This is a genomic window from Domibacillus sp. F004 (assembly GCF_057814295.1).
Genome location: NZ_JBVATB010000001.1, coordinates 1 through 23,038, shown reverse-complemented (window position 1 = coordinate 23,038; position 23,038 = coordinate 1). Strand labels below are relative to the sequence as shown.

General features: G+C 42.0%; 20 protein-coding genes, 21 tRNA genes, 2 rRNA genes and 1 pseudogene. 5 read left to right on the top strand and 39 right to left on the bottom strand.

Annotated elements, in window-relative coordinates; translation table 11 throughout:
- Positions 1-28: 28 nt before the first annotated feature.
- Positions 29-337, bottom strand: coding sequence for a hydrolase (locus ACZYRN_RS00220; protein WP_488909494.1), 309 nt, complete (start codon positions 335-337; stop codon positions 29-31).
- A 123-nt stretch (positions 338-460) separates the two neighbouring features.
- Between ACZYRN_RS00220 and ACZYRN_RS00215 the strand changes: the two genes are divergently transcribed.
- A complete protein-coding gene (locus ACZYRN_RS00215) occupies positions 461-703 on the top strand; it encodes a DUF6154 family protein (protein WP_488909493.1) in 243 nt (80 codons plus the stop codon).
- Between the two features lie 88 nt (positions 704-791).
- Here the strand turns inward: ACZYRN_RS00215 and ACZYRN_RS00210 are convergent, their stop codons facing one another.
- Positions 792-1,073 carry a hypothetical protein gene (locus ACZYRN_RS00210; RefSeq protein WP_488909492.1) on the bottom strand — a complete coding sequence of 94 codons (282 nt, stop codon included), beginning with the start codon at positions 1,071-1,073 and terminating at the stop codon, positions 792-794.
- Positions 1,074-1,175: 102 nt separating this feature from the next.
- Positions 1,176-1,616: a Dps family protein gene (locus tag ACZYRN_RS00205; protein ID WP_488909491.1), complete on the bottom strand. Its 441-nt coding sequence runs from the start codon at positions 1,614-1,616 to the stop codon at positions 1,176-1,178.
- A gap of 109 nt (positions 1,617-1,725) precedes the next feature.
- Here ACZYRN_RS00205 and ytzI point away from each other — a divergent pair, with 109 nt between their 5' ends.
- A complete protein-coding gene (gene ytzI / locus ACZYRN_RS00200; RefSeq protein WP_488909490.1) occupies positions 1,726-1,884 on the top strand; it encodes a YtzI protein in 159 nt (52 codons plus the stop codon).
- Positions 1,881-2,120 carry a membrane protein insertion efficiency factor YidD gene (gene yidD / locus ACZYRN_RS00195; protein WP_488909489.1) on the top strand — a complete coding sequence of 80 codons (240 nt, stop codon included), beginning with the start codon at positions 1,881-1,883 and terminating at the stop codon, positions 2,118-2,120. Before ytzI ends, yidD begins: the two co-directional genes overlap by 4 nt.
- Here the strand turns inward: yidD and ACZYRN_RS00190 are convergent.
- The 7 genes from ACZYRN_RS00190 to ACZYRN_RS00160 all read right to left on the bottom strand — a co-directional run bounded on the left by ACZYRN_RS00190 (position 2,117) and on the right by ACZYRN_RS00160 (position 10,121).
- Positions 2,117-2,659: a LemA family protein gene (locus ACZYRN_RS00190; protein WP_488909488.1), complete on the bottom strand. Its 543-nt coding sequence runs from the start codon at positions 2,657-2,659 to the stop codon at positions 2,117-2,119. The two genes, yidD and ACZYRN_RS00190, sit on opposite strands and share 4 nt — an antisense overlap.
- A 161-nt stretch (positions 2,660-2,820) precedes the next feature.
- Positions 2,821-3,921: an o-succinylbenzoate synthase gene (gene menC / locus ACZYRN_RS00185; protein WP_488909487.1), complete on the bottom strand. Its 1,101-nt coding sequence runs from the start codon at positions 3,919-3,921 to the stop codon at positions 2,821-2,823.
- On the bottom strand, positions 3,911-5,344 hold the full coding sequence (locus ACZYRN_RS00180) for an o-succinylbenzoate--CoA ligase (RefSeq protein ID WP_488909486.1): 1,434 nt from the start codon (positions 5,342-5,344) through the stop codon (positions 3,911-3,913). The genes menC and ACZYRN_RS00180 overlap by 11 nt, the downstream gene beginning before the upstream one ends.
- 65 nt (positions 5,345-5,409) lie before the next feature.
- Positions 5,410-6,228 (bottom strand): 1,4-dihydroxy-2-naphthoyl-CoA synthase, encoded by an 819-nt coding sequence (menB, locus tag ACZYRN_RS00175; RefSeq protein ID WP_488909485.1) that lies wholly within the window; start codon positions 6,226-6,228, stop codon positions 5,410-5,412.
- On the bottom strand, positions 6,228-7,025 hold the full coding sequence (gene menH, locus ACZYRN_RS00170; protein WP_488909484.1) for a 2-succinyl-6-hydroxy-2,4-cyclohexadiene-1-carboxylate synthase: 798 nt from the start codon (positions 7,023-7,025) through the stop codon (positions 6,228-6,230). The genes menB and menH overlap by 1 nt, the downstream gene beginning before the upstream one ends.
- A complete protein-coding gene (gene menD, locus ACZYRN_RS00165) occupies positions 7,022-8,734 on the bottom strand; it encodes a 2-succinyl-5-enolpyruvyl-6-hydroxy-3-cyclohexene-1-carboxylic-acid synthase (protein WP_488909483.1) in 1,713 nt (570 codons plus the stop codon). The genes menH and menD overlap by 4 nt, the downstream gene beginning before the upstream one ends.
- Entirely contained in the window at positions 8,727-10,121 is a 1,395-nt protein-coding gene (locus ACZYRN_RS00160; protein WP_488909482.1) for an isochorismate synthase, read from the bottom strand. The genes menD and ACZYRN_RS00160 overlap by 8 nt, the downstream gene beginning before the upstream one ends.
- A gap of 274 nt (positions 10,122-10,395) precedes the next feature.
- Here ACZYRN_RS00160 and ACZYRN_RS00155 point away from each other — a divergent pair, with 274 nt between their 5' ends.
- Together ACZYRN_RS00155 and ACZYRN_RS00150 are read left to right on the top strand one after the other, a co-directional pair.
- Entirely contained in the window at positions 10,396-11,307 is a 912-nt protein-coding gene (locus tag ACZYRN_RS00155) for a 1,4-dihydroxy-2-naphthoate polyprenyltransferase (protein WP_488909481.1), read from the top strand.
- 75 nt (positions 11,308-11,382) lie between these two features.
- Positions 11,383-11,889: a TraR/DksA C4-type zinc finger protein gene (locus ACZYRN_RS00150; protein WP_488909480.1), complete on the top strand. Its 507-nt coding sequence runs from the start codon at positions 11,383-11,385 to the stop codon at positions 11,887-11,889.
- Positions 11,890-11,926: 37 nt separating this feature from the next.
- Here the strand turns inward: ACZYRN_RS00150 and ACZYRN_RS00145 are convergent, their stop codons facing one another.
- From ACZYRN_RS00145 to ACZYRN_RS00005, 29 genes and pseudogenes are all read right to left on the bottom strand, one after another.
- The gene (locus tag ACZYRN_RS00145; RefSeq protein ID WP_488909479.1) at positions 11,927-14,308 is read right to left on the bottom strand and encodes a glycogen/starch/alpha-glucan phosphorylase; all 2,382 of its coding nucleotides are present in this window, start codon (positions 14,306-14,308) and stop codon (positions 11,927-11,929) included.
- A complete protein-coding gene (glgA, locus tag ACZYRN_RS00140; protein ID WP_488909478.1) occupies positions 14,298-15,749 on the bottom strand; it encodes a glycogen synthase GlgA in 1,452 nt (483 codons plus the stop codon). The genes ACZYRN_RS00145 and glgA overlap by 11 nt, the downstream gene beginning before the upstream one ends.
- Positions 15,746-16,762: a GlgC family sugar phosphate nucleotidyltransferase gene (locus tag ACZYRN_RS00135; protein WP_488909477.1), complete on the bottom strand. Its 1,017-nt coding sequence runs from the start codon at positions 16,760-16,762 to the stop codon at positions 15,746-15,748. Before ACZYRN_RS00135 ends, glgA begins: the two co-directional genes overlap by 4 nt.
- Positions 16,762-17,925, bottom strand: coding sequence for a glucose-1-phosphate adenylyltransferase (locus tag ACZYRN_RS00130; RefSeq protein ID WP_488909476.1), 1,164 nt, complete (start codon positions 17,923-17,925; stop codon positions 16,762-16,764). Before ACZYRN_RS00130 ends, ACZYRN_RS00135 begins: the two co-directional genes overlap by 1 nt.
- Before the next feature lie 4 nt (positions 17,926-17,929).
- Positions 17,930-19,801: pseudogene (glgB, locus tag ACZYRN_RS00125) on the bottom strand (1,4-alpha-glucan branching protein GlgB); the annotation flags it as partial.
- Between the two features lie 150 nt (positions 19,802-19,951).
- Positions 19,952-20,128: an aspartyl-phosphate phosphatase Spo0E family protein gene (locus ACZYRN_RS00120; RefSeq protein WP_018394230.1), complete on the bottom strand. Its 177-nt coding sequence runs from the start codon at positions 20,126-20,128 to the stop codon at positions 19,952-19,954.
- 475 nt (positions 20,129-20,603) lie between these two features.
- Positions 20,604-20,675 (bottom strand) — tRNA-Glu (locus ACZYRN_RS00115).
- Between the two features lie 4 nt (positions 20,676-20,679).
- Positions 20,680-20,770: transfer RNA gene (locus ACZYRN_RS00110), tRNA-Ser, on the bottom strand.
- A gap of 10 nt (positions 20,771-20,780) precedes the next feature.
- Positions 20,781-20,855 (bottom strand) — tRNA-Asn (locus tag ACZYRN_RS00105).
- Positions 20,856-20,864: 9 nt separating this feature from the next.
- Positions 20,865-20,938 (bottom strand) — tRNA-Ile (locus tag ACZYRN_RS00100).
- A gap of 15 nt (positions 20,939-20,953) precedes the next feature.
- Positions 20,954-21,027 (bottom strand) — tRNA-Gly (locus ACZYRN_RS00095).
- Between the two features lie 21 nt (positions 21,028-21,048).
- A tRNA-His gene (locus ACZYRN_RS00090) sits at positions 21,049-21,124 on the bottom strand.
- A gap of 13 nt (positions 21,125-21,137) precedes the next feature.
- Positions 21,138-21,213: transfer RNA gene (locus tag ACZYRN_RS00085), tRNA-Phe, on the bottom strand.
- 10 nt (positions 21,214-21,223) lie between these two features.
- Positions 21,224-21,300 (bottom strand) — tRNA-Asp (locus ACZYRN_RS00080).
- A gap of 5 nt (positions 21,301-21,305) precedes the next feature.
- Positions 21,306-21,379: transfer RNA gene (locus ACZYRN_RS00075), tRNA-Met, on the bottom strand.
- A gap of 16 nt (positions 21,380-21,395) precedes the next feature.
- Positions 21,396-21,488 (bottom strand) — tRNA-Ser (locus ACZYRN_RS00070).
- A gap of 25 nt (positions 21,489-21,513) precedes the next feature.
- A tRNA-Ile gene (locus tag ACZYRN_RS00065) sits at positions 21,514-21,587 on the bottom strand.
- A 7-nt stretch (positions 21,588-21,594) separates the two neighbouring features.
- Positions 21,595-21,668, bottom strand: a tRNA-Met gene (locus ACZYRN_RS00060).
- A 15-nt stretch (positions 21,669-21,683) separates the two neighbouring features.
- A tRNA-Ala gene (locus tag ACZYRN_RS00055) sits at positions 21,684-21,759 on the bottom strand.
- Between the two features lie 25 nt (positions 21,760-21,784).
- Positions 21,785-21,858: transfer RNA gene (locus ACZYRN_RS00050), tRNA-Pro, on the bottom strand.
- Positions 21,859-21,911: 53 nt separating this feature from the next.
- Positions 21,912-21,988, bottom strand: a tRNA-Arg gene (locus ACZYRN_RS00045).
- 25 nt (positions 21,989-22,013) lie between these two features.
- Positions 22,014-22,102, bottom strand: a tRNA-Leu gene (locus ACZYRN_RS00040).
- Between the two features lie 15 nt (positions 22,103-22,117).
- A tRNA-Gly gene (locus ACZYRN_RS00035) sits at positions 22,118-22,192 on the bottom strand.
- Between the two features lie 4 nt (positions 22,193-22,196).
- Positions 22,197-22,278: transfer RNA gene (locus ACZYRN_RS00030), tRNA-Leu, on the bottom strand.
- Positions 22,279-22,286: 8 nt separating this feature from the next.
- Positions 22,287-22,362, bottom strand: a tRNA-Lys gene (locus ACZYRN_RS00025).
- 8 nt (positions 22,363-22,370) lie between these two features.
- A tRNA-Thr gene (locus ACZYRN_RS00020) sits at positions 22,371-22,446 on the bottom strand.
- A gap of 13 nt (positions 22,447-22,459) precedes the next feature.
- Positions 22,460-22,535 (bottom strand) — tRNA-Val (locus ACZYRN_RS00015).
- Positions 22,536-22,555: 20 nt separating this feature from the next.
- Positions 22,556-22,671: ribosomal RNA gene (gene rrf / locus ACZYRN_RS00010) — 5S ribosomal RNA — on the bottom strand.
- 240 nt (positions 22,672-22,911) lie between these two features.
- Positions 22,912-23,038 (bottom strand): 23S ribosomal RNA (locus tag ACZYRN_RS00005); the annotation flags it as partial.

Genomic DNA, 23,038 nt, shown 5'->3' with positions numbered 1-23,038 from the left:
ACCCTCATCTCTACTTCATATCACTCTATTATACTTCATTACGCATCTTTTTTATATGTGAACGCGTATCCTCATCACCGAGTTCATACAATTTATCATATACCTCCATCATGTTTTGATCATATTGATCATTATCTTCATCCATATGATATTGAACATACGGCACATGTGAACGCCAGAACGTACGAGAATCTGCTCCCTTCATCTCATTAAATATTCCGCGCAAATCTTGAATTTCCTTCTCATTTGCAAAAATACGAAAGTTCCAAGGCGACACATCGGATCTTGACTGAATTTCCCCATTTGCCATCTGTATATAATAGGCCTGTTTTTCCATGTGAATCCCTCCTTTTCCCATAGAGTGCCCTTTTAATTTTTTTTCATCCTCTGAAAAAAAATTGGAATATGATAGCGTTTTCATGTATAAATATATATATACTCTATTTAAGGAGGGAAAAAGATGAATTTCGTGGATGAGCTGTTCGAATTGTACCGAGGGAGGCTACAGGGAACGGAAGACGATCTTGATATGATTACCCTGACCGTACTTGATGAAATGTCTGAAGCGGATATTTTGAAAGTCATTCAAGATATGCCGGAGAAAGAACTGGCCTGGCTGTTCCGCGTTTATTTGCATGAAAGCTTGAAAGAAAAATTTAATCATGATCAAATACCTGTACGAAACAACAATCAGTTCCATTAATACATAAAAAAAAAGACGGCTAAACCGTAATGTTTTAGTCGTCTTTTTATTGATCTAGTTTCAAAAGAAAGGAAACCACTTTTTATTATCAACTTCTTTTTAACATTAACTGTATCAAGTCTATATTGTTATCTATAATATTCAATCTTTCACGGGAAATAACTGGCCACTCTGTATTTTGATCCATAGATGCAAAAACATGTGTAGCATTAAAAGTATATTTATTATAAAGTTCGCGAATAACATAACTTATTCTAATGTTACCATGCGTTTCTTTCTTTAAACTTTCAATGTCTTCTTTTAACCAAGCAGGAGCATGCTCGATGGCTTTTTTAACTAAAATTTCATATTCTTTTTCTTCATATCCCATGTTTTCTCTCCTTTTAACTGTTTAATTTATTTTTGTACCCTGTTACGTTTATCATACCAAAATAATATAAAAAATCGAACCTGTTCAAGGTTCGATTGTATCTTATTTTCCAAGAAATGATTTAAGCATCCAAATGTGCTGTTCAAGGCTTTGATGAATAGCAAGAAGCATGTCGCCTGTTGTTTCATCCCCTACTTCATCGGCAAGACCCATCGCTTCCTTCAATTCAGCTGTCATGGTTGAAAAGTCATCAATAACCGATTTGACCATTTCTTCCGCCGATTCTTTTCCATCTGCTTCTTTTACCGTTGCCTCATTAAGTGATTCTTGAAGTGTTGCAATCGGCTTGCCCTCAAGAGCTAAAAGGCGTTCAGCCAGTTCATCGATGTGAAGATTTGCTTCATTGTAAAGCTCTTCAAATTTCGCATGCAATGTAAAAAATTGATATCCTTTTACATACCAGTGATAGTTATGAAGCTTCGTATATAAAACGGTCCAGTTTGCAATTTGTTTGTTTACGCTGTTTGTTAATTTTTTTGACATAATAAAAATACCTCCAACTGTGAAATTAATCTCGACATTATATTTGTTCCCTCTTTATTCAAAAGTAAACACAATCATGATAAACTAGTAAGGTAAAGGGGGGGTTTTTGTGACAACCATTATCATTATTTCTGTCATTATCGTTCTGATTATACTTGCTTTATCGGTTCTGACGATTAATAAAGGCTATGATTATAATCATACGATTGATCCGCCTGTTGATAAAAAGCAGGAAATAACGCCAGATGAGACGCGTGAACAAAAATGAAAAAGCTATTTCTCAGTTTGATTCGTTTTTATCAAAAAGCGATCTCACCGCTTACGCCGCCAACGTGCCGATTTTATCCGACATGTTCTCATTATGGATATGAAGCGATACAAAAACACGGTGTGTGGAAAGGCGGATTGATGACAGTGATCCGCATTTGCAAATGCCAGCCGTTTCATTCAGGCGGCGTTGATTACGTTCCTGATCAATGGCCCAAAAAAAAACTGAATAGCTAAATAGCAGAAATATCGGACTTTTCTGATCGGGTGAATAGCTCCTTTTTTTCAAATCCAAACAGTATAGCAGTCATATTGGCTGGAAAACGGCTCATTTCATCATTCAATTGACTAGCAAGTTCATTATAATGACTGCATGCATTCGGCATTTGCTCGATCATTTTATCCACGGCCGCATGAAGCTGTATGTACATGGAAGAAGTTCGCAGACGCGGACACCTCGCAGCAGATGCTGTCATTCTGTTATAAAACGTGTCAAGTTGCCTGCATACATGCAGTTTTTCTTCTACTGTCATCTCTGCAAACCGGTCGCGAATAACCATTATCTCCGCTAACATACCCTGCTCATTTAAATCATACGCAGCAACCGTTTCCGCCCACTTTGCATATACGTTGACCCGAATGGCCATGAACCGGTCTACTTCCTGAAATGATCGTTCGGTTTTTTTTTGTAAACCATTAAGTTTCCTATGAGTTATAACAAACAGAAGAAGAGTGAGGACGGCCCCCGCACAAACGATCCATAATCCGTTTTCCAATGCTCCACCTCTTTCCTGCTTTATCCCTGCATGAACAGGATGTAAAAAATCTGTAAATAATGACTTTAGAGAAAAAACTACTATAAAAGAGTGCTTTACTTTATTTGCTACTTCCTTCTACTCTTTTTCCCCTTAAATTGTTTCACTTAAACCAAAAAAAATTATATAAAATATAGACCCTTCTCGACGGCCTTAAGCCGTTTTCGATTGATTTCATAACCGATGCCAGGTTTTTGTGCCAATGAGATACGGCCGTTTTCCACCAAGATCCCAGGCTCAATAATGTCCTCTTCCCAATAATGAGTGGAGGAGACAAGATCACCTGGGACCGTAAAGCCAGGCAATGAAGCAAGTGCCACGTTATGAGCACGGGAAATACCAAACTCAATCATTCCACCTGTCCATAGTCCAATATGGGCAGCCTTACACTCGTCATGAATACGAACAGCTTCTGTCAAACCGCCGACTCGGCTGAATTTCACATTGATGATCCGGCACGCTTCCATTTGAATCGCGCACTTCACATCGTGTAAAGACCGAATGCTTTCATCGAGACAAACAGCGGTATTCAATTGCTTTTGCAGCTTCGAATGTTCCCACAAATCCTCCTCATGAAACGGCTGTTCAATCATCATGAGCTGAAATTCATCAAAACTTTTTAATCGATCGATGTCTTGCAGCCTATACGCAGAGTTGGCATCCGCCATAATAGGCACATCCGAAAATTGGCGGCGAATATCGGTCAGCATGGTTCGATCTGTTTTCGGATTCAATTTAACTTTAATGCGTTCGTACCCTGATTCGACGAGTAGCTCTATTCTCGCGATCATATCCGCTGTTGTTTTGCCCGCTGCAACTGCACCGGCGGGGACTGATGCACGTGTTCCACCGAGTAATTCATAAAGCGGTTTTTTTTGCCGTTTAGCATATAAATCCCAAATAGCACTTTCCACACCTGCTTTTGCCATTCGATTGCCCCGAATCGGTGTAAAAAGAGCCTGAACGGCTGTTGGATGATCAATTGTTTTTCCATGCAAGAGCGGAAACAATATATCTTTTATAATGTGCCACTCTGTTTGTACTGTTTCTTCTGTATACCACGGTGTAGTAAAAGCCGACGCTTCTCCCCACCCTATTTCCCCTTGCTCATCTTCCACTTCAATAATAATGGCTTGACGGACAAATAGGGTTTCCAGATGTGTGTAAAAGGGCTGTCTCAGCGGCATTTCGATCACACGCATCGTTAACTTCTTAATGAGCATGTTTATCTCTCCATCTGGCAGCGAGTTCACGCCGCATCAGTTTATTTGACGCATTGCGCGGCAATTCAGCCATTTTGATAAAATAAGCCGGCACTTTATAGCTCGCCATCTTTTCTGCACAAAATGAAGCTAATTCTTCTGATGTAACCGGATAGTCAGCGACGTAAAAAGCGGCCGGTACACTGCCCCATTTCTCGTCTGCTACACCTGTCACACCGGCCTCCCGAATGGCTTGATGTGAGGATAGCACTGATTCAATTTCAGCCGGATAAATATTTTCACCGCCGGAAATGATTAAATCCGAACGTCGATCAAGAACATATAAAAACCCGTCTGCATCGAGACGGCCGATATCACCCGTGCGAAACCATCCTTCTTGAAATGACGATTTATTGACTTCCTCCCGGTTTAAATAACCGGTTGTTACATTCGGACCGGAGACGAGTATTTCCCCTTCTTCTCCATCAATTTTCACCTCACAAGGGAAAAGCGGTTTGCCGGCGGAGCCCAATTTCTCCATTGCATATTCAGGTGCGAGTGTCACAATTTGAGAGGCCGTTTCCGTCATCCCGTATGTCTGAAAAACAGGTATATTTTTCTGTTTGCATTGTTCTAGAACGGATAACGGTACCGGACCCCCGCCAAGAAGCATACAGCGAAACCTTGGGCTGTACGTACCAGAGAGGCTGTTTATCATCTTACTCAGCATCGCTGATACAACCGACATAATCGTTGCATCTCCATTCTGAAGCGATTCATTAATCACTGTGGCGTCAAATTTTCTAACGAGACGCACTTCCATTCCATACAGGACGCTTTTCATCAGAATGGAGTAGCCCGAAATATGAAACACTGGGACAGCACACAGCCATGAATCATCCACGTGAAGGCCGAGGTTAATTGCTGAAGCTGTCGCGCTGGCATAGTGATTTTCATATGTTTGAATAACCCCTTTTGGGTATCCCGTTGTCCCCGATGTATACATAATTGAACATATTTCATTCATTGAAAATCGTTCTCGCGGTGTAAAGAGTTTTTCAGAGGGATTATCTGAAATAGAAATAGATAGAATACCAGAAATGGCTGCTGCTTTTTTTTCATGTAAAGAGTCGAATAACAAATAGGATGCAGCGGCATCCTTCAGCTGCCATTCCATTTCTTTGGCCGTCAGCCGGCTATTTAACATTACAGCAATTGCTCCAATTTGCTGAAGAGCCTGAACCGTGAAAATCGTTTCAGGGCAATTAGCTGCCACTACACCGCAAAAGTGTCCTTTTCGTATACCTGACTCGCTAAGTGCTGCCGCTTTTCTTAATGCCTCATTGTATAGTTCCATAAATGTCCACGTTTTATTTTCAAAAACAAGCGCTGTTCGATCCGGTGTTAAAAAGGCGCGCTGTTTTAACCAGTTTGGCATGCTCATAAATTTCATCCTTCCTATTGAAAAAAAGAGTGTCCTTTTTGAGTGGACACCCTTTTGGCGTGTGTTTACGGAAATCTTGGGAATTGACCGAAGTCTGGATCACGTTTCTCTTTGAATGAATCGCGTCCTTCTTTCGCTTCGTCTGTTGTGTAATAAAGAAGTGTTGCATCACCCGCGAATTGCTGAAGACCAGCAAGACCGTCTGTGTCGGCGTTCATCGCTGCTTTAATAAAACGAAGCGCTGTCGGACTCTTTTCAAGCATCTCTTCTGCCCATTTTATTGTTTCTTCTTCCAGTTTTTCAAGTGGAACAACTGTATTCACAAGACCCATGTCGAGTGCTTCCTGTGCGTTGTATTGCCGGCAAAGAAACCAGATTTCACGAGCTTTTTTATGTCCAACAATGCGGGCAAGGTAACCCGAACCGTAACCGGCATCAAATGAACCGACTTTCGGACCTGTTTGACCGAATACCGCATTCTCTGCTGCAATCGTTAAATCACAGACCACATGCAGAACGTGGCCGCCGCCAATTGCATAGCCTGATACCATCGCGATGACGGGTTTTGGAATAACACGGATTAACCGCTGCAGATCCAGCACATTTAAACGCGGGATTTCGTCATCGCCAACGTAGCCGCCGTGACCTCGTACAGACTGATCGCCGCCTGAACAAAATGCTCGGCCTCCTGCCCCTGCAAGGACGATAACACCTACCTTAGAATCATCACGCGCACGCGAGAAAGCATCGATCATTTCCATGACCGTTTTCGGACGAAATGCATTATGTACCTCTGGACGATTAATCGTCACTTTTGCAATGCCATTATACGTTTCATACAGAATGTCTTCATATTCACGTTCTGTTACCCAATTAACTGTCATCAATATTGCCTCCCTTTTATTTCAAACAAAAACATCTTTACTATTGTACCAAATTTTTCGCGTTGCTCCACGTGAACTGCATGACCAGCACCATCAAATTCAATCCATTTACAGTTTGGTATACTTGTTTGCATACGACGAGCAATATTTGTAAACTTTTGGTCGAGCGTACCCGTCAATAATAAAACGGGCATCGTTAGGTCATGGAGCCGATTCCAGTAGGATTTTTGTGCCCCAGTACCCATTCCACGAAGCGACGAAGCAAGTCCTGATTTAGACTGACTCAACCGCTCGCGTCGCACCGATTCACGGATCGAAGCAGGCAATGATTTTTGCGTTTCAAACATCGGAATGTTTTCCCAAAAGTCTACAAATGTTTCAATCCCGTCCTGCTCAATTTTTTGCGCAAGCTTCTCATCAGACTGACGGCGTAATTCACGTTCCGCTTCTGTATCAAGTCCCGGTGAAGCACTTTCAAGGATGAGTGAGCGGACAGATGTTGGATATAAAATAGCCAATGCAAGCGCCAATCGGCCGCCCATTGAATAACCGACGACATGAAAAGACAAGATTTCTGCATCATCCATGATTTGTTTCATTGCTTTTGCTTCTGCTTCTAGATTAAATGTAGCCGATTGCGTTCGTCCGTGCCCGGCAAGATCCGGCATGACCGCATGGCAGGGAATAGACGATGCAATTTCTTTCCATGTGTCTCCTGTACCCGTAAAACCGTGCAAAAATAAAACGGGTTCCCCCTCACCTTTCTTGTCAATTCGGTAGAAGGAAAAATCGTTCATCTCATTTCCTCCAGTGCCTGTTTTGCCTGTTGAATGGCTTCTTTCCATAACGCCCGGTGAACCGATGTATTTGCAGCCCTGTCTGTGAACGCTTCTAAAATCGTCACTCCATCGCGTGATTTATTCAGCTCTTCCGCAAGTTGATCCCCATTGTCAATGCGGACATAATGGCAATCATACAATGCCGCTGCATGTTCAAATTTGAGGCCTGTCGGTGTGCCAAACAGCCGTTCAAAGTGTTTTTCTTCCCCTGACTGCGGCAAATAAGAGAAAATGCCTCCGCCATCATTATTCATGACAAGAACAGTCATCGATAGCCTGTTCATTTTTGCCCCCAGCAATCCGTTCACATCATGAAAAAAGGAAAGATCTCCTATGACGGCATACACCTTTTCACCGCTTGCCGCAATGCCAAGCGCGGTGGAGACAAGTCCATCAATGCCGTTAGCACCACGGTTCCCATGCAGACGAACACGCTGTTCACCTGCAAATAAAAATGAATCAAGGTCGCGGATCGGCATGCTGTTTCCTGTAAAAACAGATGCTCCCTCTGGAACAGCCTGTAAAAACTGTCTAAACAAAGCACCTTCATCCATTCCATCGGCTTCTTTCATCACAGCCCGTGCCGCTGCATTCACTGTTCGCCAACGTGTCTTCCAGTTTGATAACTGTTCTGGCAGCCTCTTTATCATTTCCGTACAAAAAGCGGCTTCATTGACACATACCATATGCGTTGCCAGATGAGATGGATCACGCCAGCCACCATCCATATCCACAATGACATGCGAAACATCACGGTGACGCTCCATATAAAGCTTAAGCGATTTTGACACGGGCAATGCGCCAAACCGGATAATCACGTCCGGCTTTAATGCATCTTTAATGTCATCATCCCGTAAAAACGCATCATAGCTATCCATTACATCAGCGTTTTTGCGGAGCTGTGAAAGCGGATCGGCAAGAATAGGCCAGCCTCTTTTTTCAGCAAGTGCAAGAATAGATGGCAATGCTTTCATATCAAGTAATTCACCCGCAACAATGACTCCTTTTTCAACATGAATCGTGTCTGCAATTTCGTTCATTTGCTTCTCATCCGGCATTTGTTTTCCTGTAATCAACCGGATTGGTGCAGGTATATGGATGCGTTCATAAATCCCATCATAATCCGGTAAAAGCGGTTCTCTGTAGGGAAAATTAAGATGAACCGGTCCTCCTGGTGCTGTCATCGCTTCAAATACGGCACGTGCACCTTGCATTCTTACATATCTCAGCGCATTTTCTGTTGATTCTGGAATCGCCATTTCAGCAAACCATTTTGCCGTGTGGCCGTATAGATGAATTTGATCAATCGCCTGCGGTGCACCGACATCCCTGAGTTCAGGGGGGCGATCAGATGTTAAAACGATAAGCGGTACACGCGAAATAGCTGCTTCAGCAACCGCAGGCATGTAATTAGCTGCTGCGGTGCCGGATGTACAAAGTAGTGCCACTGGTTTTTGTGTTGATTTTGCTAAACCGAGAGCAAAAAAACCAGCTGATCGCTCATCTACTTGAATAAAAGTCGTTAAATCCGGATGCTCTTCCATTAATATAGCCATCGGCGTCGAGCGGGAACCTGGGCTGATAACGGCATACTCTACCCCTGAACGATTAAGGCTGTCAATAAAATGAGCGTTATACTGTGTTATATTTTCTTGATGATTATTCATCGCTTCCCCCAATCGCCCGAAGCATCGGCCGAAGTTTCATATTGGTCTCTTCAAGTTCTGTTTCAGGATTTGAATTAGGTACGACTCCACATCCTGCATATAAAAAGGCTTCATTTTTCACGAGTAAACCGGATCGGATGGCAACGGCAAATTCGCCATTTTTTCGATAATCCATCCAGCCAATCGGTGCTGCATAAAATCCTCGGTCCATCGATTCTAGTTCGCGGATGACGTGCAGTGCTTTCTCTGCCGGCAATCCGCCAAGCGCCGGTGTAGGGTGAAAACGCTCCACAAACCGTAAAATCGATTCGCGTTCATTCGCTGTTCCAATAACCGGCGTGTACAAATGCTGAATATCACGTACTTTCATAATAATCGGTTCATCAGGTACCATTACCGCTTCGCACATCGACTGCATTTCATGGCGAATCATCTGCACGACATAATCATGTTCAATTCGATTTTTATCATCCGTTAATAACGCTGTTTCTAGACGCTGGTCTTCTTCTTCGGTTTTGCCGCGCGCAATAGAACCAGCTAGGCACGTCGTCAATAATGTACTGTTGCGTTTTTTAACGAGCCGCTCCGGAGAAGCTCCAAGAAAACAGCTGTCCATCGCTTCGATAGAAAAGATAAAGCTATCCGGCTGTCCTTCATCAAGGTGGCGCAGAACACGATCTGGTTCAATGGCTTGATCAAAAATGGCGGTCACTTTACGGGCAAGAACGACTTTCTTTAACTCATTATCTGATTCAATCGCTTCAATAGCCGATTGAACGGATTTCTTCCACACATTTGTATCACCTGAAAGAACCTTTTTGAGAACAGCTTCTTTCTTAAACTGCTGATCATTTTGCGCTAAAATCCATTTTTTTCGTTTTTCAATATAATCAAACAAAGGCTCCGATTCTGCCCCATCACAAAGCATGTTTACAGTTACATATGTTTCTCCACCATACACGGTCATCATCAGCTCTGGTACATAAAAAAAAGATGGAGCGAAGCGGGACCATTCTTCTCCTTCTTGTTGTGCGGGATCGAATGAAAAGCCACCGAATGCAACCGGACCTGTCCCATATGCATCGTACGGATTATGGACAGACGCTTGTTTCATTAAAGCATCCCAATCCGATTCCACTCCAGCGAATCGGTTTTTTCGTCCATGCTGAATGGTATGAACACTGCCAAGTCCGGCTAGTGTCATTTCACCATCACGGTCTTTAAAATAAAAACGCTCGCCCTTATACCATTCTTTCCCATGTTCATAAAAACGAATAGGATCGGCTGCTTCCACTTTTTCAACGTAGCTAAACAGCGTCGATCCATTTATTTCTTGTATAAAATGAATAAAGGCTCCTTTTAGCGGATGCCCTTTTATTTTAGCCAATGAAATCCCTCCATTGTGCAGACCCAAAATGGTCAAACTTCTTTTAAGATACACCTGTTTTCAACAGAGTGTCAACGATTCGCATTCTTCTTCCTTATTATATACCACTTGACATCGATTTTCATTTCGAATAATATTGTTCGAGTTTTTCGAAAACAGTTTCTTTCTCTTTTAATTTGTGAAAAAACATTGACACTTTTAATTTCGTTTTCTAAACTTGGTAAAGGACACATGTTTAATTGTTCACAATGGTTGATTAGGAGAGACGTATATAATGAAACAAATCCCTTCTGCGGATACGGGTTTTCAAATATGGTGGCAGCTTATGCGCCCTCATACGCTGACGGCGGCGTTTGTTCCCGTGTTTCTCGGAACTGCGCTTGCACTTGAACATACCAAATTGCATGTCTTTTTATTTTTAGCGATGTTGATTGCTTCTCTGCTTATTCAAGCGGCGACAAACATGTTCAATGAATATTTCGATTATAAGCGCGGACTTGATACAGAAGAATCGATCGGCATCGGCGGCGCCATTGTTCGTAATGGCGTTAAACCAAAAACTGTATTAAATATGGCATTTTTATTTTTCGGTCTAGCCCTTTTGCTCGGTGTTTATATTTGTTCTGTCACAACTTGGTGGATCGGCCTAATCGGTGTGATCTGCATGATAGTCGGTTATTTGTATACAGGCGGTCCTCTTCCGATTGCATATACACCTTTTGGAGAACTTGCGTCTGGTTTTTTAATGGGCGGCGTCATTATTTATCTTTCGTTTTACATTCAAACAGGTTTCATTTCAATTGGTGCGATTTTATTTTCTATTCCAGTGATTATTTTAATCGGAGCGATTATGCTGTCCAATAACATTCGTGATCGTGTTGGGGACCGGGAAGCCGGACGGAAAACAATTGCGATTTTAATTGGCCACAACCGGGCTGTTCTGCTCCTCGCTTCCATGTTTTTCATTTCATATGCATGGGTTATCGTTCTGATTTTTAGTATGTATGGCTCGTTTTGGCTGCTTTTGACGTACTTGAGTATTCCGATAGCAACAAAAGCCGTCCATGGCTTTAAAGGAAAAAACAACCCGCTTGAGATGATGCCGGCGATGAAATCAACAGCGCAGACAAATACGATGTTTGGTTTTCTTTTATCAATCGGTTTATGTTTAAGCTATTTCTTTTAACCTGCTCTCACATGAGCAGGTTTTTTCATGGGCAAAAACGGTTATATCTACACTATAATGAAAGGATGAGAACTCATGTTAACAACTGATCAATTAGCTGAATTAAAAAAAGAATTGCTTTATCAGAAAGAGCAATTAACGAAACAGATTGAACAGAATGATGACCGTACAGATACAGGTGAATTGTCTGCATATGATAATCATCCCGCGGATATAGGAACAGAGCTATATGTACGTGAGCGGGATATAACGTTGGATGAACATAGCCGCAATGAGCTTGTAAAGGTAGAAGCCGCTCTTCGGGCAATGACTGAAGGTACGTATGGCATTTGTAAGAAAAGCGGTGAAGACATTCCGTTCGAACGGCTTCAAGCTGTACCAACAACACTTTACTTGGTCGAACATACACCCGACCAAACCATTGAAACCGATCGCGTTCCGGAAAACCGTTTGCCGCACCCGGATGACGGCATTGACAGTTTCAATGATGCAGCTGATTACGGCACATCGGAATCACCGTCTGATTTTATGAAGGATAAAGACAATTACAATGAACTCTACAAAGATGAAGAAGATAAATAAGCAGCAAAAAAGCCGGCAATACAAGCGCCGGCTTTTATTAGATTTTCCAAATTTCATCTGCGTATTCTTTAATCGTTCTATCACTGGAGAAAATACCTGAACCGCTAATGTTTTTGACCATCATTTTGCGCCAGCGTTTAGGATCCTGTTCATAAATGCGTCCCGCTTCTTCCTGCGCTCTGCGATAAGCTTCAAAGTCTTTTAGAACAAAATAATGATCGTTTTCAGCTAGCAGCGAGTCATAAATGACACCGAACAATCCTTTGTCATCGAGAGTCCCATCGACAAGTTGATCAAGTGTACGTCGAACAAGCGGATCAAAATGATAGTAATCCATCGAAAGGTAGCCACCGTCTCGATCATAAGCCATTACTTCTTCTGCTTTTAAACCGAATATAAATATGTTATCGGGCCCTGTTTGCTCTAAAATCTCCACATTCGCTCCATCAAGTGTTCCCATTGTTAAAGCGCCATTCATCATAAACTTCATATTTCCTGTTCCAGAAGCTTCTTTGCTCGCCGTGGAAATTTGTTCGCTAATGTCCGCTGCCGGAATAATATCTTCTGCAAGCGATACACGATAATTTTCCATAAAGACGACCGTAATGAGGCCTTTCGTATCTGGATCATTATTGACAAGATCGGCAACAGAATGAATTAATTTAATAATCCGTTTTGCATAAAAATAACCTGGTGATGCTTTTGCACCAAAAATAAATGTGCGCGGCGGCATACGGAACGATGGATCATTTTTCACTTTGTTGTATAAAGCTAAAATATGAAGGACATTTAAAAGCTGGCGTTTATACGCGTGCAATCGTTTCACTTGTACATCAAAAATAGATGTTGGATCCACTTTAATGCCGTTCTGTTCAAAAATACGTTTTGCTAATATCTCTTTTCGCTTCAGTTTCACATCCCATAGCTTTTCAAGAAATGCTGAGTCCTCCGCAAACGGCGCAAGTTTTGATAACTCTGACGCATCTTTTTTAAACCCGTCACCAATCGTATCTGTCAAGAGCGCTGTCAACTCTGGGTTCGCCTTTAACAGCCAGCGGCGATGCGTAATCCCATTTGTTTTATTATTAAACTTTTGCGGATAGAACTGATAAAAATCGTTCATTTCACGATTTTTCAAAATTTCTGTATGCAGTCTTGCCACTCCATTGACACTGTAGCTGCCTGCAATAGCAAGATGTGCCATCCTTACTTCATGTTTTGCGATAATGGCCATCTTTTCAATGTGTTCCCATTCACCGGGGTATTTCTCCCATAAACTTTTACAGAAACGCTCATTAATTTCTTCGACTATCATAAATATACGCGGCAGCAATAGTTTGAAAATACGAATTGGCCAGCGCTCAAGAGCTTCTGATAATGTTGTATGGTTCGTATAAGCAAATGTATTTTCCGTTACATGCCATGCATCATCCCAAGACATTTGATAATCATCGAGCAATACACGCATCAATTCCGGAATCGCCAGCACTGGATGCGTGTCATTAATATGAATCGCCACGCGCTCATGCAAATTGTGCAGTTCGCCTCCGTTATTTAAATGCTGGCGCAAAATCGAACGGATACTTGCTGATACGAGGAAATATTGCTGCTTCAAACGCAAAATTTTCCCTTCATCATTGGAATCATCCGGATATAAAAACTCAGAAATGGCTTCTGTCTCTTTTTTATACTTCAGAACATCTTGATTAAGCGAAAAACTTGATGTCTCTGCAGTCCAAAGACGAAGCGTATTGACCGTCTCACCGCCATAGCCGATAACCGGTATATCATATGGTACTGCTTTTACATACTCTGCATCGACATGACGAAATTTCATGCCGTCTTTGCGTTCAATCACATCAACACTTCCCCAAAAGGGCACTTCTACAGCAAGTTCTGATTTGCGAACTTCCCATACATACCCGTAGCGAAGCCAATTTTCCGGTAGTTCCATTTGGAAGCCGTCAACCATTTTCTGTTCAAACAATCCATGTTTATAGCGTATACCAAAACCATGTCCGGGCAAGCCAAGTGAGGCGAGAGAATCAAGGAAACAAGCGGCTAGGCGGCCAAGTCCGCCATTGCCTAATCCTGCATCCGGCTCAATATTTTCTAGTTCTTCAAGAGGTATACCAATATCATGAAGCCACGTTTCAAGCGTTTCATACAGGCCAAGATTAATTAAATTTTGTCCGAGTAAGCGCCCAAGTAAAAATTCAATTGATAAATAATACGTTTGTTTTTTGCCTTGGCGGTACCGTTCATTTGTTTCAATCCATTCCTTGCTAATGTGCTCACGAACCATCTGACTTAACGTCACAAACTGCTGGGAACGGGTTGAATCATTAAAACTGATACCGTACGATTGCTCAAGCCGCTTTTTAAACGACTCTTGAAACGCATGTTTTTCAGAAAACATGGCTTTCCCTCCTCGTGGATATATCTTCATATAAACGCATATAATCCCGAGCCGACTGCGTCCAGCTGTAATCTTCATTCATTGCCTCTTCGACAATTTTCGCCCAAGTATCCGGCTCTTTCTGATAGAGATGTGTTGCACGGCGAATCGTATGCAGCATATCATGTGCATTAAAATGGCTGAATGAAAATCCGTTTCCTGATTCCGTTTCCTCATTATAGGAGTGAACGGTATCGTTTAATCCCCCTGTTTCGCGAACGATTGGAAGCGAACCGTATTTCATTGCAATCATTTGGCCAAGACCACACGGCTCAAACTGTGAAGGCATTAAAAAGAGATCCGTCCCAGCATATATTTGATGGGCCAAAGTTTCATTAAAGCCAATATACGAACGAACTTTCTCCGGATATAGCCATTCCATTTCTCTAAAAAAGTTTTCAAATTCAGCGTCGCCGCTTCCGAGCAAAATAAACTGTACATCATCTGAAATCATTTCATGAAACACATGTGTAACAAGATCCAGCCCTTTTTGCTTTGTTAAACGGGAGACCACGCCGATAACGGGTACATCTTTGCGGACAGGTAAATGGAAAAACTCTTGTAATTTCTGTTTGTTTTCTGCTTTTCCAGCGATATCTCCCACTTTATAAGGGACAATGTCATCATCTTGTTCAGGACTATAGATCGAATAATCAATTCCATTTAAAATGCCGATTAAATCTCCTTGTCTCTCCTGTAAAATACCTTCCATTTTCTCCCCGAAATAACTATTTAAAATTTCATTCCGGTATGTTGGACTTACTGTTGTAATCTCATCAGATGCAACAATCGCACCTTTCATGAAATTCGTATTTCCGTTAAATTCAAGCTGACCTGTTTGATAATGCTGGCTATGTAAATTCAATAAATCGGTTACAGCCTGGGGAGGGAAAATCCCTTGAAACATTAAATTATGAATCGTAAATACCGTCTTTATTTTTTCATATCGTGGACGATGCTGATGCTCAACTTTGAGCATAAAGGGAATCATTCCAGTATGCCAATCATGACAATGCAAAATGTCCGGATAAAAATCAAGATGATAAAGCGAATCCAGCACTGCACGTGTTAAATAAGAAAATCGCTCGCCATCATCATAATGGCCATATAAGCTATCCCGTCTAAAGTAATAAAGATTGTCAATGAAGTAATAAGTGACCCCATTTTGGACAAGCTCAAAAATAGCGCAATATTGATTACGCCATCCAACCGGCACAGTAAACTCGGCAACTTTTTTCATTTTTTCACGGTATCTTTCCGGTATCATACTGTAATTCGGCATAATAACTCGGACGTCCGCACCTAGCTTTGCTAATTCTTTCGGAAGGGTGCCTGCCACATCGGCAAGCCCTCCCGATTTGATAAACGGTACACATTCAGATACAGCAAACATCACCTTCATAAGCTTGCCACCGCATCATTCTCAACAATCGACCCTTTTTTCACAACAAGCGGTGCTTCCGCTGTCCCTCTTAATACAACCCCATCCTCAACAACCACATCTTTGTCAAGAATGACATGTTCAAGCACACAGTTATTACCGATTTTGCTTTTTTGCATAATAATACTGTTTTGAACTGTAGATTCTTTTCCAATGTACACCGCACGGAAAATAATGCTGTGATTTACTTCGCCTTCGATGTTACAGCCATTTGCAATCATCGAATTCGTAACATGTGAACCATCTATGTATTTTGTCGGTGGTTCATCTTTTACTTTTGTAAACACAGGCTGGAATTCATTAAATAATTGGCTCCATTTTTCTTTGTCAAGCAAGTTCATGCTCGTTTGATAGTAGTCTTTGATCGTTTTAATACACTTTAAAAGACCATCGTATTCATATTTACATCTGTTATACGACGATTTTTCATCCTCTGCTGCATCTTTTACAGATTTATAACCTGTTTCATGTCGATTATCAATAATCTCCATTAATAACGCGAGAGAGACAATATACATTTCTGCTGACTTGCCCTTATGTGTAATTTCAAGTATGTCACACTCCTGGTTAATAAAACGATCCAACGCTGGTGTGAAATCCATATTGGCAACCGTCGTGCAGTTTGACACGAGCACGTATTTTTGTTGACTTCTCTCCAAATAATCACGATGCTCGTCAAGACGGCTTAACTGTCCATCCTTGGACAGTGCCGGGAAGAAGAACAAGCCATCACGCTTGCGGTTCAAATCCCAGTCTTTCCCAGAACCAAGGTGATCCATTAACGAACGAGATGGCGCTGGAGGGAAAATAGCAACACTTTCAATCCCTGAATTAACCATATTAGATAATATGAAATCTACTAACCGATATCGGCCTGCAAATGGAATTGCTGCCGGTGAACGGTGAGCGGATAGCTTCCCCAATTCTCCCGGATACATCGTCACATCAATAATACCGATCATTGATTTTTTCATTAAGCTTCCTCCAATTTTGTCCGTTCTTGTACGTGCTCTACTAAGAAAGCTTCTGTAATGAGTAAAATATCATCTGATTTATTGTGAATAATCGTATTTTCTGGTACTTCAAGATCGCTCATGACAATCGCCCGTTCAATGAAAGATCCTCGCCCAATACGTGCGTTTGGCATCACAACACACTCTTTTACAACTGCTTCTTTCTCTACTTCAACACCTTGGAATATAACCGAATTTTGAATTTCACCATCAATGACGCATCCTTCATTTACAAGTGAATGTTTGATAATAGCATCATCACCAATAATTTGTGGCGGCTGATTCGGGTTAACGGAATAAATACGCCACGAATGATCAAATAAATTCAAATCTTGCTCATGATCCAGCAAATCCATATTTGCTTCCCACAAACTTTTTACTGTTCCAACATCTTTCCAGTAGCCGTCGAATGGATAAGCGACTAATTTCAACTTATCTGAAAGCATTGCCGGAATGACATCTTTTCCGAAATCGTTTGACGAATCTGGATTGCTCTCATCCATTTCTAAATACTTGCTTAGTACGGACCATTTAAAAATGTAAATACCCATGGAAGCAAGATTGCTTTCAGGCTTTTCTGGTTTTTCATCAAAGCGTGTCACATTGAAAGCTTCATCTGTATTCATGATGCCAAAACGGCTCGCCTCAACCCATGGTACTTCAATAACCGAGATGGTGACATCCGCCTGTTTTTCAATATGATAATCTAGCATAATATCATAGTTCATTTTATAAATATGATCGCCCGACAGAATAAGTACATATTCAGGATCATACTGTTTAATATAATTTAAGTTTTGATATATAGCGCTGGCTGTACCAGAGTACCATTTCACTTCCGAGGATTCACTGTATGGAGGTAAAACCGTTACTCCTCCATTTTTGCGGTCCAGATCCCATGCGCTGCCAATACCAATATATGAGTTTAAAACGAGCGGCTGATACTGAGTTAATACACCGACCGTATGAATACCAGAATTTGCACAATTAGAAAGTGGGAAATCTATAATACGATACTTTCCGCCATATGGTACAGCTGGTTTTGCCAAGTTCTCCGTCAATTCTTTTAAACGACTGCCTTTTCCTCCGGCTAGAAGCATTGCTACACATTTTTGTTTTGCCATGTTAGTTCCTCCCTTTATCTTCTACACGCCGTAAATATACTGCGCCAAATGGTGGTAAATTTATATCCACATAAGCAGGCTGTCCGTGCATTTCCTTCGCAACCGCTTCACTCTTTCTACTATTCACTTGATTTGAACCGCCAAAAGCTGCTTCATCGCTGTTTAATAGTTCTTCATACACACCAGTTTCAGGTACGCCTATTTTATAGCTACTGTACCCATATTCTCCAAAATTACAAACTGCAACAACAGCATTTCCTTCTTTATCTCTTCGTACAAAAGAAAAAATACTTTGATCTTGATTGTGTACGTCAATCCACTGGAATCCATCCGGACTATGATCTAATTCATATAAAGGAGAAACCGTTTTATATACGTGCATTAACTGTTTAAAATAATCATTAAAGCGGCGGTGCATATCATAATCCATCAAGTGCCAGTCGACTTCTTCAAGGTCTTTCCACTCAGAAAAAGGAGCAATCTCTGTACCCATAAATAACAGTTTTTTACCAGGATGTGCCATCATAAACATAAGCAAGAGTCTAAGCTGTGCAAACTTTTGCCAATAGTCTCCGGGCATTTTATCTAGCAATGATTTTTTCCCATGGACCACTTCATCATGAGAAAAAGGTAAAATATAGTTTTCAGAATACGTGTACATGAGAGAAAATGTCATCTGATGATGTTTATCTGGACGTTCATTCCAATGTGTCTCTACATAATCAAGTACATCATTCATCCAACCCATATTCCATTTATAATTAAAGCCAATGCCGCCTTGATGTACTGGAGCTGTAACTTGCGGCCAATCACTTGAATCTTCTGCGATCATAAGTGCTTCCGGTTTAAATGCAAACACTGCTTTATTTAATTTCTGTAAAAAAGAGATACCATGCGGATTTGCTTCCAGTCCATCTCTGTTGGGCCAATAAAAAATATTGGACACCGCATCAACACGAAAACCATCTATGTGATAATAATCCATCCAGAAAAGAGCATTTGAAATTAAAAAGCTATGCACTTCCGTTTTACTTAAATCAAAATTTGCTGTTCCCCAAACATAATTTTCACGATCCCAATTATTTTCATATTCGTAGCTAAATCCACCATCGAAATTATGAAGCCCATGTGAATCTTTGCAAAAATGACCGGGTACCCAATCCATAATAACGCCAAGGCCATACCGATGACATTCATCAACGAAATACATAAAATCTTCGGGTTTTCCATATCGGCGTGTTGCTGCAAAATAGCCAGTACTTTGATAACCCCAAGAACGGTCAAATGGATGTTCGGTGACCGGCATTACCTCAATATGTGTAAAACCCTGGTCTTTTACATGAGGGATTAGCATATCTGCTAACTCTCGATACGTATAAAGATCATCTTCCCCTTTACCTTTTTTCTTCCATGTACCTAAATGCATTTCATATATGGCTAATGGTTCTTCATATACATGAGAAGGACGATGATCATTTTGCCAATTTTCATCATGCCATATGTATCCATCAAGTGTATGTATAACACCCGCCGTTCTAGGACGCAGCTCCGTCATAAAGGCAAATGGATCTGTTTTGTGAATCACTCTTCCACTTTCCGAAATAATTTCATACTTGTAAAGAGAGCCTTCCAGGTTTTCTGGCACCTCAAGAAACCATACACCTTCGTTTGTTGTCTGTTTCATTTCTGCCGTATGCCCGTTCCATTCGTTAAAGTCGCCAATCACCCGTACTTTTTTTGCATTTGGCGCCCATAAAACAAAAGCAGTCTTTCCGTTTCGTACATGCGCTCCGAATAGATGATACGCTTTAAACAAATTCCCTTCATGAAACAAATGAAGATCAAAATCGCTTGGATAATATGCGTTCGATGACATGGTCCACACCCTTTTATTTATGTATTCTTGATGAAGTGGAAATAGAGGAAATTTCAAATTATTTCTTAATTTTCCTAATATTTTTAATATTCTATGTAGATGTTAAATTTCCTTCTCTCATTTTATTAAATGTTTAAATCTATTTTCCAATTAAAAATAAAGGCATCTTTGTAATTGAAATTGCATAATTAACTTGTCCAGTTCTTCGCTATATTTAAGAGTTTCACTATCTGTGAATCCCTTTTTTAAACCAGCGGCTATCAGTAACTTACGCATATCATTAATTTGAACGGATAAGTCTTCTAAACTTAATTGAGTAGATACCATCACATCTCCCCTGTGTAAGTTTATTTTCACTAACACAACAGAGACTATCATAAAATAATCTCAAAAGAATTACCATACGTTCGACAAAAGCTCTAAAAACATTACATTTTTTTGAAGAATTAAAGTAGGGATAAAAGGCCAGGGTGCTACCTAGCCGTTAATTAGTGTTTGCAACTAATAAGGGCATCTTTCGTGAAGTTAAGTTTTTATTATGTATGCTAAGTATATAATTCTCCCTTCGTTACTCATAAAAATCGTCTCTTCTATTTGTCTGTTTTTTTAAAATTAATATTCTATTAATCTTATTCCCATCACAAGAAAAGTCATCTTAGAAAGACTAACTATTACTATCTTCCCTAATTCATATTTAAATAACAATCTTAATCATGTAAAGTTTTTATGAATTTTAAAATATGAAACAAAAAAAAACGCTTTAAGGAACTGTAATAATTCCTTAAAGCGTTTTTTAAATTGATGACCCCTACGGGATTCGAACCCGTGTTACCGCCGTGAAAGGGCGGTGTCTTAACCGCTTGACCAAGGGGCCAAACTGGCGGAGAAGGAGGGATTTGAACCCTCGCGCCGGTTACCCGACCTACACCCTTAGCAGGGGCGCCTCTTCAGCCTCTTGAGTACTTCCCCGAAAAGTATATGGCTCCGCAGGCAAGACTCGAACTTGCGACCGATCGGTTAACAGCCGATTGCTCTACCACTGAGCTACTGCGGAATAAAATAATGGGCCTGAATGGACTCGAACCATCGACCTCACGCTTATCAGGCGTGCGCTCTAACCAGCTGAGCTACAGGCCCATTATATAAATATAGTGGAGCGGGTGATGGGAATCGAACCCACGACATCAGCTTGGAAGGCTGAGGTTTTACCATTAAACTACACCCGCGAAGATAATACGTTAATCAGATGGGGCGACTAATGGGAATCGAACCCACGAGTGTCGGAGCCACAATCCGATGCGTTAACCACTTCGCCATAGCCGCCAAGAAGTATAAATGGTGGCTCAGGACGGAATCGAACCGCCGACACAAGGATTTTCAGTCCTTTGCTCTACCAACTGAGCTACTGAGCCATTTAAAAAATGGCGGTCCGGACGGGACTCGAACCCGCGACCTCCTGCGTGACAGGCAGGCATTCTAACCAACTGAACTACCGGACCAACGATTGCGGGGGCAGGATTTGAACCTGCGACCTTCGGGTTATGAGCCCGACGAGCTACCGGGCTGCTCCACCCCGCGATAATAGAAATTAAAATGGAGGAGGGAAGGGGATTCGAACCCCTGCGGGATTTGACTCCCCTGTCGGTTTTCAAGACCGATCCCTTCAGCCAGACTTGGGTATCCCTCCATATAAATGAAATTGAGTCGAGTAGTGGACCTTGCAGGACTCGAACCTGCGACCGGACGGTTATGAGCCGTCTGCTCTAACCAACTGAGCTAAAGGTCCTTTTAAATAGCGGCGGAGGGGATCGAACCCCCGACCTCACGGGTATGAACCGTACGCTCTAGCCAGCTGAGCTACACCGCCTCTATAACATTAAAATGGTGGAGCCTAGCGGGATCGAACCGCTGACCTCCTGCGTGCAAAGCAGGCGCTCTCCCAGCTGAGCTAAGGCCCCATTTAAGTGGGTATTAAATAAAAGATCGGGAAGACAGGATTCGAACCTGCGACCCCTTGGTCCCAAACCAAGTGCTCTACCAAGCTGAGCTACTTCCCGATTTTAACACGTTAACCTGCCAATCACTGATCAATTTTCATGCAAGTTATGTATGGCGCGCCCGAGAGGACTCGAACCTCTAACCTTTTGATTCGTAGTCAAATACTCTATCCAATTGAGCTACGGGCGCAGGTATTCACTTTTTCAAAAAACAATGGTGCCGAGAACCGGAATCGAACCGGTACGGTAGTCACCTACCGCAGGATTTTAAGTCCTGTGCGTCTGCCAGTTCCGCCACCCCGGCACATCATTCGCTTATTGGAGCGGAAGACGGGATTCGAACCCGCGACCCCCACCTTGGCAAGGTGATGTTCTACCACTGAACTACTTCCGCAAAGTGCGGGTGAAGGGACTTGAACCCCCACGCCTTGCGGCGCCAGATCCTAAGTCTGGTGCGTCTGCCAATTCCGCCACACCCGCAATATAAATGGTGAGCCATGAAGGATTCGAACCTTCGACCCTCTGATTAAAAGTCAGATGCTCTACCAACTGAGCTAATGGCTCTCTGAAAATGGTGCCGGCAAGAGGACTTGAACCCCCAACCTACTGATTACAAGTCAGTTGCTCTACCAGTTGAGCTACACCGGCATTAAAAGATAAATGGTGGAGGATGACGGGATCGAACCGCCGACCCTCTGCTTGTAAGGCAGATGCTCTCCCAGCTGAGCTAATCCTCCACATATGTATAAAATAATTCGTCAGGCGGCGTCCTGCTCTCACAGGGGGAAACCCCCAACTACCATCGGCGCTGAAGAGCTTAACTGCCGTGTTCGGGATGGGAACGGGTGTGACCTCTTCGCTAATGCCACCTGACTGTTTAACGACATTTATTATTATAACATATTCAGTAAATATTGCAAGAACTTTTTTTGTTCTTTCAAAACTGGATAGAAGCGTGTCGTATGATCCGTGTTACACCAAGTGTTGTGTTGTCCAGCTCCAGTCGGCCAGTCCCCTCGGTCATAAGCCATCACGCTTCTGTGACAAAGAACGTCACGACAGCGGTCTGTCTTATGCCTGCCGGGCCTGAGCGGCCGACTTGCGCATTTCTATTTGGTTAAGTCCTCGATCGATTAGTATTCGTCAGCTCCATGTGTCGCCACACTTCCACCCCGAACCTATCTACCTCGTCTTCTTCAAGGGATCTTACTTACTTGCGTAATGGGAAATCTCATCTTGA